The following is an 11,707-nucleotide window of genomic DNA, read 5'->3' as shown; positions in this document are numbered from 1 at the left end:
CATGCGTGTGCGTAAAGGATGTCGCCCTTCCTCTGTAGTCTCTAGAGGACAAGGAAGGGAGCGGGTATGACCGCACAACCGCAGGACTTCATCTCCGTCGGCGCGCCTCTGCCTGAGAAGAACCTGCGGGCCATCCGTGCCGCGCTGGTCATCCCAGAAGATCGCGAAGCTTTCGACGCCGGGCTCAAGGCCGTGCTCGACGAGGTCAGGGTGAGCCTGGATCTTGGAGCGCTGAACGCTTTCGTGCACCGCTGGTGGATCTCCGCGTGTGACGCCGCAAAGGACCCCGAGGGGCGGCGTCAGATGCACCTCCGCGCCCAGCAGGCTCTGGCCGGCGAACCCATTCCTCATGGGAGGCCGTGGCGGGAGATCCTTGCTGCTCGTGGGATCGATGTCTAGGTGTTCAAGCTCATCATCGATCCCGTAGCCGAGGAACAGATCGCCGCGCTCCCCGATCACGCACTGCATCCGCTGGCGGATCTGTTCGCCCTGCTGGAGACCGCTCCTTGGAGTGGAGACCCGTACAACTCTGCAGATCCCAGGGCGAACATGCTTACGCACCCGTTCGGAGAGCGCGGCCTTGCCACGTACGTGGTTCTGGACCGGCAGCGCGAGGTCTACCTTGTCCGCATTGAATGGCCGTAAGCCCGTGCCCGCTGCGTGCGCGTTCTTGTAGCGACCAGCGGGGAGTCACGGGGCTCACGGTCACTCGACCGGCACATGCCCAGGTCAGCGTTTCCCCTGCGCAAAGGTCATGATCTTGAAAGAGTTCCCAAGCTGACAGCGCGGGTTCGATTCCCGTCACCCGCTCTCGGAGAGCCCTGCTCGCCGACCTATCCTGTCGGCTTCGGCGGGGCTTTTGTGCTGCTCGGGGGGACGCCCCCCGAGCCTCTCGCGTGCCACCCCCGCCGTACGGCTTCTCGATCTGCGGGCGCGGTTGCCGCTACGGGTGCCGGCTTCGGGCCTGGTCGAGCAGTAGGGCGTTCAATACCGCCGGGCTTCGCTGATGATCATGGTTAGGTTTCGTGAACCGCTCCCCTTGCGCGGCGTACGACGGGGGAGCAACTGGCGACTACGTGATCTGCGCGAAGCAGGGTGGGAAGCATGACTCAGACCTTGATGAAGGTGACGCGTCCGCCGCACAGAGCAGCGAGGTCCTCGGGGTCGGAGGTAAGGACCGTGACGGGACCCGGGGCCGCGAGGGCGGTGGCGCAGAGCATGGCATCGATGGCGTACTTGTGCCCATGCAGGCCGATGTCGGACAAGAGCGTGGCGGCATGGCGGGCGATTGGCTCAGTGACTGGTTCGACGACAAGGCGGGATAGCGTCCACTCCAGAGCCGGCCGGTTGACGCGGGGGTGGACCACCTCAACGAGGGTAGCGGCAGAGGTGATGACGCGAAGGTCGTCGGCACGCGCGAGAGCAAGCCATGCGGTGACCGTACGGTCGCGCAGGACGGCCTTGGCCAGCCCTTCGCTGTCGAGGACGAGGGTGCCACCGGGAGTGGCGGAAGAACGGGTCATGCGGCGTCGTGGGCTTGTTCCTGCCGGGTCTGGCGGAGTTGGTCCCGCAGTGCCTGGACCTCGTCGTCAGTGATAGGGCCATGCTCGGCCTCGGCGACCTGGATGAGTTCGTTGAGGTTGTCGCGCTCGATCTGGCGGGCGACGGCGGCGGTGACGTAGGCGGACAAGCCAGAAGGTCCGCTCCGGGACCGGGCGGCCTTTGCGATGTCGCGCGGCATGGTGATCGAATACTTGCCTGTAGGCTCGCTCATGCTCCTTATCCTACCCCTAATCCTCCCGGGAAGCCGTGGTCACAACGCGAGCATCCGCGACGCCAATTTGGGGCAGCTACGGGGATAGCCCAGGTTCTCGCGAACATCACTTGCGATTTCACGCCGACGCGTGTAGTCCTCGCTACGCCTCTGTACGTTCAGGTTCAGCCTGGGCGGAAGAGACCCTGGCTATGGAAGCGCAGGCGATGATCGTACGCCTCCGGCGGGGGTACTCCGGCTCCGGGACGTGCGCTTCCAAGGTCGTAGGCGGCTGAGGCGGAAGCCTGATCATCCCGCCCGCCATCGTCCCCGGGCAAAGCCGAGCAGACTAGGGCCACGGGGCCAGGGTCGTTCGTCCAGTGGGGCGCTCCGCCTTGTCCCGTGGCCCTGGCCCGCTTCCCTGCGGGCGGGTCGACGGCAAACGGGATGATCAGGCAGGCAGGGTGCGCGCGTCGCGCGGCAAACACTAGGGTCCCAGGTTGATCGCCGTGCCATTAGGGGCGTTAACGAGGGGTCAACCACGGTCACTCACGACCGGCCCCAGCCCCAGGTCAACGCCTCTACGAGCCAAGATCCCTGCGATTCCCCAGCTGACAACGCGGGTTCGATCCCTGTCGCCCGCTCTCAGTGTTCAAGCTCAGGCGATAGCGGTTTCCATGCCGGGTTCGATCTTCCCTTCGGCCGGTGTCATGGCTGGGCTGTCGGCACAGTGACCACCGTCGTGTCGGTGGCCAAGCGGCGGCTGCCCGCTCAACCAGCCATGCCCAGGAGCACCGCTGCGGTGCCCATGACGAGTGCCAGAGGGTAGGCCCACCATCGCGGAGCTGGGCCGTCCTTGAGAACATGCACCCCTAGCGGCACCAACGCCACGCACAGGCCGACAGTGGCGACGACGGACATCGGTCCGGTGCCTTTGAGCACGCCGATCGGCAAGGCGCTCATCGAGGCCAGGGCCACGGATCTGGTGAGTCCCAGCACGCGCGCCCGCCACGTCCCCACCGCCAGCACGATCCAGCCGAAAAAGATCGAAAAGGACAGCGCATGAAACACGTGGAAGGCGCCGTAGGAGTCGGCAACGGCCTTCTGCGCCGTCTGCAGATCTTGGACGTCGACGAGTTGGAAGGCGAGATGGTTGACCCCGGCGTGGAAGGTTCGGGCGAACAGGCCGAGCAGGATCAGCACGCCGCCCCACAGCGCCCAGCGTGGCTGTGCCGCCCACACGCGCCGGACGAGGGCGATGACCGCGGGCCACAGCAGAACGTTCCCGGCGGCGAAGGCACTGTACGACAGGCTGATCCGGGCCGGGCTGGCGGCGAAGGCAGCGAGCTGTGCGGGGAAGAAGTCGTCGATGTCCGCGCGGAGGAGGACGCCGGCGAGCATCAGAACCGGCCCAAGGAGCAGCCCGGCCGCTTCAACCCAACGACCGGGGAATTCGAACGAGGCGAGTGTCATACCGTCGATCCAAGCGGTGGCACCCTCGTCGCACATTGGCGCAAGGGCGAGCCTTCCGGGTAGACCTGGCACTACCCCGGCTCGGCCTGCAGGTAGGCGAGGACAGCAAGCACGCGGCGGTGGCCGTCGACGGTGGGCGGGAGATCGAGCTTGGTGAAGATGCCGGCAATATGTTTGGCAACCGCCGCGTCGGTCACAAACAGAGCCCGTGCTATCGACGCGTTGGACCGCCCTTCGGCGATCAGGGCGAGCACTTCCCGTTCCCGGGGCGTGAGGCGTTCCAGCGGGTCGCGCCTCCTGCTCAGAAGTTGCCGCACCACCTCGGGGTCAACCACCGTACCGCCGCCTGCGACCTGGGCGAGCGCGTCGACGAACTCGGTGACTTTCCCGATCCGTTCCTTCAACAGGTAGCCGACTCCGGTGCCGCGGCCGGATGCCAGCAGTTCGGCCGCGTACGTCTGCTCGACGTACTGGCTGAGCACCAGTACGGCCAGATCCGGCCGTGCCGTACGCAGCGCCAACGCCGCCCGCAGTCCCTCGTCGGTGAAGTTCGGCGGCATGCGTACGTCGATCACCGCGATATCCGGATCATGCTGGTGCACCGCGGCGGTCAGCGCGTCTGCGTCCGCGACCGAGGCAACGACCGCGTGCCCGAAGCGCTCGAGCAGGCTGACCATGCCCTCGCGGAGGAGGACGGCATCTTCGGCGATCACTACGCGCACGGGATCTCCACGCTCATCGTCGTCGGCCCTCCCGCCGGACTCGACAGCGCCAGTCTGCCGCCGACCGCCGAGACTCTGTCGGCCAGTCCCACCATGCCAGTGCCGCTCGCTGGGTCGGCGCCGCCGACTCCGTCGTCCCGGATCTCCACGACGAGCACATCTCCGACCAGGCGGCCGTGGACGCGGGCCCGGCTCGCCCGGCTGTGCTTGGCGACGTTCGCGAGGGCCTCGGCCACAACGTAGTAGGCCGTCGCCTCGACGGCGTCGGGCAGTCGCGGTGAGCGGACGTTCACGTCGACCGGGACGGGTGAACGGCCGGCCACATCCCGTACGGCGGCGGCGAGGCCCCGGTCGGTGAGCACCTGCGGATGCACGCCGCGAATCAGCTCCCGCAACTCGGCGAGGGCGCGCTGAGCCTCCTCGTGCGCCTGGGCGAGTTCGTCCGCGGCCGGGGAGTCCAGAGGAAGGTCGAGCCGGGCGAGACCCAGTCTCATGCTCAGCGCGACCAACCGCTGCTGGGCACCGTCGTGTAGGTCGCGTTCGATCCTGCGGCGTTCGGTCTCGAAGGCGTCCAGCAGCCGGGCACGCGAGCGCAGCACCTCGGCCAGCTCGTCCGGGGCGATCAGCGCCCTGGTCACGGCTCCCCGTGCCCCCGCCCAAGCCGTCACGATGTAAGCGGCCACTGGGAGCAGCAGCAATCCCGCCGCGGAGGCGACCAAGGCCGCCTCAAGAGCCCAGTCCTCCTCCATGGGCTGCAAAACGGGCGACAAGATCAATACTGCGGGACCCGCCACGGCGAGGCAGGCCACCACCAGATCGATCCACCAGAACGCGAGCAAGGAGACCACGCCCAGCACCGTCTCTCGCTGTGGCACGGCCCTCTTTCGGACCGGCGGAGCGAGGTCGACGAACCGAAGCCGCCACCGCTCGAACCTCGCCACGAGCGGTGTCAGCAGACCCGCGACGATGAGTCCGGCGACGGTCATCAGCGGTGCCGGTCCCAGAAAAGATATCGAGACCGCAGCCACGACAACAGCGATCCCAGGCACGACGCTTGCCAGTAAGTAGGCAAGCGACCGCCAGGGCCAGATTGATCGCAGGAAGGATAGTGGCCGCCGGGTGAGAGCCTCCGAAGCGGTCGAGGTGCGCACGCTGAGAGGGTATCCGTCGTCCGGTTCAAGCCGGACTTGGCGGCGACGTTGCGGCCGGGAGCTTCGATCGTGCCGGACGCCGAGCGGGTCAGTTCGCGATCCGCAGGTTCTCGTGCACGATCACGTCATAGGCGCGGACCAGGGCGAGCGCGGCCTTGTGTGCGCCGTCCAGACGTTGCCTGCGCACCTTGGCGTGCAGCGCGGCCACGCGGGCCACCGCCTTACGCCGCCGCTTGGAACCCCGTTCCTTCCGGGCCAGAACCCGCTGCGCGGCGGCCAGCCGGCCGGCGGAGGCGGCCAGGTGGCGGGGGTTGCTCAGATGCTCCCCGTCGCTGGTCGTGACGAGCGACGCCACGCCCACGTCGATCCCCCCGACCGCGCCGGTGACGGGGAAGGACTCGGCGGGCACGTCGTCGCACGACAAGACCACGAACCAGCGGCAGCCCTCGCGCTTGACGCTGATCGTCTTCACCTGGCCGCGCACGGGCCGGTGCTGGTGGACGCGGACGTGCCCGACACCCTGGAGCCGCACGTAGGTCGTGGTGGGGTGGCCGGGCTGGGAGTCCCACCGGCAGCCGTCGCCGTCCTTCGGCCACTCGACCGTGTCGAACCGGCCGCGCCCCTTGAAACGCGGGAAGCCCGGCGTGCGCCCGGCCTTGACCCGGTCGAAGAACGCGCGAAACGCCTTGTCGAGCCGTCGCAGCGTGGCCTGCTGGCACGAGAACGACCAACGCCCCTGCCCCTCCGGGTCATCGGCGCGGATGTGTTTCAGCTCGGCCGACTGCTCGCCGTACCGGACGCTCACCCCCGCCCTGGCATAGGCGGTGCGGCGGTGCTCCAAAGCGGCGTTGTAGAGCTGCCGGTGATCCTCCAGGCACGCCGCCAGCGCCGCCGCCTGCCGGGCCGTGGGGCGCAGCAGGAATCTGAACGACCTGCGCACACCCCACCTCCCGTCACGTTCGGTAACGACACCACCACGATACCGGCTGGCGCCGACAAAACCGGGAAGGACATCTGTGATGCGCGGACCTGACAAGTCAGGGCACGCTCGGGCCTTGACGGCCCTCCCGCTCCCGATTCACCCGTCGCCTCAAGGAGACGGTCCCCTCGGGAGTCTCTGATGGATACTCACGGTCACTTCATTCACCCTGGCCTGCACACTCGTTCTCCCAGCTCAGAACGGCAAGATCAGTAGCCGATTCCCAAGCTGACAGCGCGGCTTCGATTCCCGTCACCCGCTCTCAGCGCGAGAGTCCAGGTCTGATCCGAGACCTGGGCTCTTTGATCGCCTGGCCAGGTCTTGGTGGCAGCGTTCCTCCGGAGCTGGGCCCCGCACTCGCCACGAAGCGAACCCGTCACTGATCGGACTGGTGACGGCGCTCCCAGACGCCGGCCTTCCTGCCTTTCACCCAGACGGGTGGCACCCACATGCACGGTTCATCCTCTTCTCCGAAGGTGCTCACCGCGCTCCCTGCGTCACCTTGCGACGAGACCTCGAAGTAGCCGTCATAGAAGGGCTCGGCGAAGTCGCGGCCGATCGACTCCGCGAGCCACGACGCGAAGGTGATGTCCTGAGGAAAGAGCGCATGATTCAAGCAGCACAGGTTGGGATCCCATCCCCACATCGCGCCCTCAGGATCACGGCAATCCAGCAGTGACGCGATCGCACACCCCCAGTCCAACAACTGGATCATGCCTGCCCGTCGTCCGTAGGACCCGGTGTGAAACCCCACAGCCGATTCAGTGATGTCCGCGAAGATATCGCTGCTCCAGAAGTCGTAGCCCCGGACACCGATGATGCCACCCCGAGGGCCGAAACCTCCGTTTCCCACCTCCAGATACAACCGCCGTAGCAGCGAAGGAAGCGGGTACCCGATGGTCTCTTCAGCCTCAGCGACCGCCTCGGACGAAGCCACCGGTAGGACATCGGGCCCAGCCTCTGACCGTATCGCTTCGATAAGTTCATCCTCGGTCATGATCTGCACTCCGCGTGCGGGACCGCTGGAGGAAGAGCCTGAAGTCGTCCACGTCCATAAGGATGCATGCTGCCAGCCTCGGCCGACGATGCCACAACATGAAGGCATCGATCGCGTGGCGCGATCGGCTCGACACCATGTCGGCCCAGCGCCTTGAACTACACGTCTACGACGATATGTGGGAGCGGAGCAAACCCGTATGACCATCGACGCCCGGACTCTTCTCCCCATTGCTGAGCGCGCCGTGTCGATCGCCAGCGAGATCATCCGTACCAAGGCTCCCGGTGTTGTCACGGCCAGGGGTGACCGCGACATGGCGACGGAGGTGGACTACGCCGTCGAGCATGCCGTGCGAGAGTCCCTGTCCCGGGAAACGCCTGAGATCGGATTCCTTGGCGAGGAGGAAGGCGTCAGCCACACGGGCGACGGCCTGATGTGGGCGCTGGATCCCGTGGATGGAACGGCGAACTTCCTGCACGGTATCCCGCTCTGCGGTGTCTCCCTTGGCTTGGTCGACAAGGACACGCCCACACTCGGCGTGATCGACCTGCCGCTCCTCAACCTCCGCTACTCAGCAGCCGAAGGTGCTGGCGCTGTCGTCAACGAATCCGAAATCCGTGTGAGCGATGCCCGCGACTTGCGGACCGCGATCGTGGCGATCGATGACTACGCCGTGGGGGAGAACGCGGACGAGCGCAACCGGCCACGGCTCGCCCTGACCCAAGAACTCGCCGCTCGCGTCCAACGCACACGGATGTTCGGCTCAGCCGCGATCGATCTCGCATGGGTGGCTGACGGCAGGATCGACGCCAACGTCATGCTCAGCAACAACCCATGGGACACCGCAGCCGGGGTCATCATCGCCCGAGAAGCGGGAGCAACAGTGGTCGATCTCGACGGCAGCCCACACAGCATGACCGCACAAGCGACGAGCGCCGCCAGTCCCGCGCTCGTGGCTGATCTGGTCGAACTTATCGCTGAAACCCACAAGGCTGCGGCGTTCGACCGGAGCATTGACGAGTAGCTCTCTTAGGTATCAAGCGGCGCCGCGCCGCGCCGCCGCAGCCCCGCGCCAGCGTCCCCGTGCCGCGCTGCGGCCTTGGGGCCGGTCGCGGCACAGTCGCCGCGCGGGGCATCGCCGTAGACGCGGCCCTGCCGCGCCCCTCGAACTTGCCGACCACCGGCACACCGCCGCGCCTTACAGTGATCGACGGCAAGATACGCAGCGATGCGAGATCCGTCGCTGCGGCGCAGGGAACAGGGCTCAGGAGGGTGCTGACTGATCTCGCATGTCAGGACCAGAGTGAGCACGTGACGAGTACGACACAGGCCTGAGGAGGGGACCTCGTGAAGATCAGGCATCGGATGATCGTCTTAGACGCCGCCGACATCGATGCGGAGAGCGCGTTTTGGGCCGGGCTCCTGGACGGTACCGTCGAGGTGGGCGACGGATGGCACAACATCTGGGTCGACGGCGGGTGGCAACTCGGGGTTCAGTTGGCGCCAAATCATGTCCCACCCAACTGGCCTGACGGTACTCCGCAGCAGATCCATCTCGACTTCTACGTCGACGACTTCGACGCGGCACACGAACAGGTGATCGCGCTGGGCGGGCGGCTACTCAAGGCGGCCGACGATCGCACCGCGCCCAGGGGAGTCCAGGTCTACGCTGATCCCGCTGGTCATCCGTTCTGCCTGTGCTGGCTGCCCGCACCGACATAACCGCAGGCTGCCCGTGAATGGCAGAGGGCTGAATTTTGATGCCTCCGGCGGGGGCCTCAGGCTCCGGGATGATCGCGGCGAGATGGTCGAGGTCCGTAGATGACTGAGGTGGAAGCCTGATCATCCCGCCCGCCACCGACCCGGGACAAGCCGAGCAGACCAAGGCCAGGGGGGCAAGGTCGTTCGTCCAGTGGGGCGCTCCACCTTGACCCCCTGGCCTTGTCCCGCTTTCCCTTCGGGCGGGTCGACGGCAGACGGGATGATCAAGGCACGAGCGAACGCGTCGTCAACCTGTGAACTCGCTTCGCAGGTATCCGTGGAAGAGGGAGAACGGGCTGTATTTTGATCGCTCTTCTTGACGCAGGACCAGGTAGCCGGCGATGACCTGGCCGGAGAAGTGATCGTTACTGACAGCGAAGGTCACGGCATCCACTCTGTCGTGGGGGCGATCCTCGATACCGATGACAAGTCCACCGTCCATCGTCACCGGAAGGTTGATCTGGCGGACGGGCTTGAATAGCAGCTCGATGTGAGGCGCGGTCGAGTCGAACTCCGTCCGTATTACGAGCTCGCTATGCGAGGGCATGTAGCTCCACAGCCTGAAGCGGCGATCCGGGAAACTGAGAGGAAGCGAGAGCTGGCCGGGGAAGCGATCGTGACTCACGGCGAGAGCCCACCACGGCCAGGTCCGCGAAGCAAGACTTCAGCGCGTGATCCTCGGGCCCATTAGCGGGCCATTAAGCAGGGTGACAAGCGGTCAACCACGGTCACTCATGGCCTTGCCGACATCCCGTGCGACCAGCAACGCCCTGCCACAGGGACCGTGATCGATGCAGTTCCCATTCCACAGCGCCGCCTGGTCGTCTACGGCGGCGGCGTGGTCATGCGGGTCGGCCGTCTCGGGCAGCGCTTCGACCGGCTGCTCGCCGCGCCACAGCCGGCGCCACCAGGTGGCGTGGGTGTTCACGATTATGCGATAGACGTACGGATCGGGGTTGCCTTCGATCCGCCGCCAGGCCACCCAGGCCTTGGCCAGCGCTGTCTGTACCAGGTCCTCGGCCGTGCCCCAGTCCCGGGCGAGGAGGTACGCCATCCGGCACAGCCGTAGATGGCGGTGTGCCACGTACTCGGCGAACCCCGTCGTCCATCAGTCATCTCCGTCTCGTTGTCTCCGGCGATGACTAACCTGGCAGGCACGTTCGGAGGACAGGCGTTCGTGTTGAGCCGCGGCAGCTCTTAACCCTGGACGACGTGGACGGGCTGATCGCCGAACACGACGCGCTCCGCCGTGCCAGACCTCTGTTCCTCTTCGCAGGTACCACGGCGAACCCGGGGCCGTACGCCCTGTCGGGAACCAGCAGGACAGGGGATGGCTCAAACTTTGACGACAGTGACGCGTACGCCGCACAGCGCGGCGAGGTCGTCGGGGTCGGAGGTGAGGATCGTGATGGGGCCTGGGGCAGCGAGGGCGGTGGCACTGAGCATGGCATCGACGGCGTACTTGTGCCTGTGCAGGCTGGCGTCGGACAAGAGCGTCGCGGCGTGGCGGGCGATTTGGTTCGGTGACCGGCTCGACGGCAAGGCGGGAAAGCGTCCACTCCAGGGCCGGCCGGTTGACGTGCCGAAGATGCCGCACATGGCCAGGGAGTACACCCACCTTCCTTTCCCGTCTCGGCGGCGGACAATGTCTGGCTGGTCACGCCCAAGCGGTGGCGGAAGTTCGAGGTCGAGAGCGCGGCGGTGCACCGCTGGGACGGGTTGGCCTGGCAGGAGGACGCGCCCGGGCTGGAAACCGGGATCACCGCCGACGTCAAGGTGTTCGGCCCCTGCGACGCTTGGGTCATCGACGGTTACACGGCGGCCGCCCGGCATTGGGACGGGAGCTCCTGGCGTCTGGTGCCCACACCTGTCTACCGCGTTCCCCGAGCCGAAGCCACCGGAGGGCACCGCCCAACTCGACGCCGGCCTCAAGGCGACGGTCCCTCGGGAGACTCTGATGGAGGACGTTACGGTGCCGAAGGGAGCCGGTTCGTACGGTGGTGCGGGTGGCGGCCACGGGGAAGTAGCGAGCCACGTATGTCACGGTGAGTGATCCGTGGCCGAGTCTCTACCGAGCCTGATTGCTCAGCCCGCTTCACGGGATCGGCCTGTTGCCGCCTGCGACAGTCTGTCGAATGCGCTGCGACCGGCATGACGGGTGGGCGAGCATGGGGATCATGGGATTGTCGACAGCATTCACGGAGCTGTTCGGTGTGGAGCATCCGATCGCCTTGGCCCCGATGGGCGGGTCGGCCGGTGGCGCCCTGACGGCGGCGGTCTCGCGCGGTGGCGGCCTTGGACTGCTGGGCAGTGGGAACGGGGACCAGGACTGGCTGGCTCGCGAACTGCCTGTCCTGGCCGACAAGCGCAACGGGAAGCCCTGGGGGATCGGCTTCCAAACGTGGGCGATCGACGACGGTGTGATCGCGCGGGCGTTGGAGCACGATCCGATGGCGGTGATGTTGTCCTTTGGCGACCCAAGCCCGTTCGTGGAGCGCATCCACAGGGGAGACACGGCGCTGATCATTCAGGTGACCGACCTGGAGGAAGCCCGCAGAGCGGTGGACCTGGGCGCCGATGTGATCGTGGCACAGGGCACCGAAGCCGGCGGGCACGGCGCCCGGCACGGACGGTCCACGTTGCCGTTCGTGCCCATCGTGGTGGATCTGGCGGCGCCGGTGCTGGCGGCAGGCGGGCGCCCAGGCCGAGGAAGCGCTGGCCCGAGCCGGCAGGCGCTGACCGCGATCACCGGGAAGTGGCGACCATGACCGACGCGGCTCGCCCTTCTTCACCCACTCGCAGGAGGCCAGGGTGTGGATGAACTGCGCCGGGATCGATCTGAATGGACTCCACCGAAGCCGGGGCACACCA

At 66.8% G+C, this 11,707-nt stretch carries 15 protein-coding genes; 5 read left to right on the top strand and 10 right to left on the bottom strand.

The genetic code is table 11. From position 1 onward, the window contains the following. Nucleotides 1–66: 66 nt before the first annotated feature. Both ABGA98_RS05265 and ABGA98_RS05260 read left to right on the top strand, forming a co-directional pair. On the top strand, nucleotides 67–399 hold the full coding sequence (locus ABGA98_RS05265) for a DUF6247 family protein (RefSeq protein ID WP_347617003.1): 333 nt from the start codon (nucleotides 67–69) through the stop codon (nucleotides 397–399). Next, on the top strand, nucleotides 400–645 hold the full coding sequence (locus ABGA98_RS05260; protein ID WP_347617002.1) for a hypothetical protein: 246 nt from the start codon (nucleotides 400–402) through the stop codon (nucleotides 643–645). Nucleotides 646–1,109: 464 nt separating this feature from the next. Here ABGA98_RS05260 and ABGA98_RS05255 read toward each other — a convergent pair whose 3' ends face one another. The 7 genes from ABGA98_RS05255 to ABGA98_RS05225 all read right to left on the bottom strand — a co-directional run bounded on the left by ABGA98_RS05255 (nucleotide 1,110) and on the right by ABGA98_RS05225 (nucleotide 7,075). Beyond that, complete coding sequence (locus tag ABGA98_RS05255; RefSeq protein ID WP_347617001.1) at nucleotides 1,110–1,523, bottom strand: PIN domain-containing protein; 414 nt, start codon at nucleotides 1,521–1,523, stop codon at nucleotides 1,110–1,112. After that, nucleotides 1,520–1,774, bottom strand: coding sequence for a CopG family transcriptional regulator (locus ABGA98_RS05250; RefSeq protein ID WP_347617000.1), 255 nt, complete (start codon nucleotides 1,772–1,774; stop codon nucleotides 1,520–1,522). Before ABGA98_RS05250 ends, ABGA98_RS05255 begins: the two co-directional genes overlap by 4 nt. A 750-nt stretch (nucleotides 1,775–2,524) precedes the next feature. Continuing rightward, nucleotides 2,525–3,226 (bottom strand): hypothetical protein, encoded by a 702-nt coding sequence (locus tag ABGA98_RS05245; RefSeq protein WP_347616999.1) that lies wholly within the window; start codon nucleotides 3,224–3,226, stop codon nucleotides 2,525–2,527. Nucleotides 3,227–3,297: 71 nt separating this feature from the next. Continuing rightward, nucleotides 3,298–3,903 carry a response regulator transcription factor gene (locus tag ABGA98_RS05240; protein ID WP_347617710.1) on the bottom strand — a complete coding sequence of 202 codons (606 nt, stop codon included), beginning with the start codon at nucleotides 3,901–3,903 and terminating at the stop codon, nucleotides 3,298–3,300. Between the two features lie 35 nt (nucleotides 3,904–3,938). Then, nucleotides 3,939–4,823: a sensor histidine kinase gene (locus ABGA98_RS05235; protein ID WP_347616998.1), complete on the bottom strand. Its 885-nt coding sequence runs from the start codon at nucleotides 4,821–4,823 to the stop codon at nucleotides 3,939–3,941. 364 nt (nucleotides 4,824–5,187) lie between these two features. After that, nucleotides 5,188–6,039: a transposase gene (locus tag ABGA98_RS05230; protein ID WP_347616997.1), complete on the bottom strand. Its 852-nt coding sequence runs from the start codon at nucleotides 6,037–6,039 to the stop codon at nucleotides 5,188–5,190. Between the two features lie 415 nt (nucleotides 6,040–6,454). After that, nucleotides 6,455–7,075, bottom strand: coding sequence for a hypothetical protein (locus ABGA98_RS05225; RefSeq protein WP_347616996.1), 621 nt, complete (start codon nucleotides 7,073–7,075; stop codon nucleotides 6,455–6,457). A 199-nt stretch (nucleotides 7,076–7,274) separates the two neighbouring features. Between ABGA98_RS05225 and ABGA98_RS05220 the strand changes: the two genes are divergently transcribed. Next, nucleotides 7,275–8,099: an inositol monophosphatase family protein gene (locus ABGA98_RS05220; protein ID WP_347616995.1), complete on the top strand. Its 825-nt coding sequence runs from the start codon at nucleotides 7,275–7,277 to the stop codon at nucleotides 8,097–8,099. A gap of 323 nt (nucleotides 8,100–8,422) precedes the next feature. Beyond that, nucleotides 8,423–8,797, top strand: a complete 375-nt coding sequence (locus ABGA98_RS05215) for a VOC family protein (RefSeq protein WP_347616994.1) — start codon at nucleotides 8,423–8,425, stop codon at nucleotides 8,795–8,797. Nucleotides 8,798–9,083: 286 nt separating this feature from the next. Here the strand turns inward: ABGA98_RS05215 and ABGA98_RS05210 are convergent, their stop codons facing one another. The 3 genes from ABGA98_RS05210 to ABGA98_RS05200 all read right to left on the bottom strand — a co-directional run bounded on the left by ABGA98_RS05210 (nucleotide 9,084) and on the right by ABGA98_RS05200 (nucleotide 10,450). Then, nucleotides 9,084–9,461 carry a hypothetical protein gene (locus ABGA98_RS05210; RefSeq protein WP_347616993.1) on the bottom strand — a complete coding sequence of 126 codons (378 nt, stop codon included), beginning with the start codon at nucleotides 9,459–9,461 and terminating at the stop codon, nucleotides 9,084–9,086. Nucleotides 9,462–9,554: 93 nt separating this feature from the next. Then, nucleotides 9,555–9,920: a sigma factor gene (locus ABGA98_RS05205; RefSeq protein WP_347616992.1), complete on the bottom strand. Its 366-nt coding sequence runs from the start codon at nucleotides 9,918–9,920 to the stop codon at nucleotides 9,555–9,557. Between the two features lie 251 nt (nucleotides 9,921–10,171). Beyond that, the gene (locus ABGA98_RS05200) at nucleotides 10,172–10,450 is read right to left on the bottom strand and encodes a hypothetical protein (protein WP_347616991.1); all 279 of its coding nucleotides are present in this window, start codon (nucleotides 10,448–10,450) and stop codon (nucleotides 10,172–10,174) included. 521 nt (nucleotides 10,451–10,971) lie between these two features. Here ABGA98_RS05200 and ABGA98_RS05195 point away from each other — a divergent pair. Then, the gene (locus tag ABGA98_RS05195; protein WP_347616990.1) at nucleotides 10,972–11,604 is read left to right on the top strand and encodes a nitronate monooxygenase; all 633 of its coding nucleotides are present in this window, start codon (nucleotides 10,972–10,974) and stop codon (nucleotides 11,602–11,604) included. The last annotated feature ends 103 nt before the right edge of the window (nucleotides 11,605–11,707 follow it).

This window comes from Nonomuraea sp. B1E8, assembly GCF_039871515.1.
GTDB lineage: Bacteria > Actinomycetota > Actinomycetes > Streptosporangiales > Streptosporangiaceae > Nonomuraea.
This window is presented reverse-complemented; position numbering and strand designations above follow the sequence as displayed.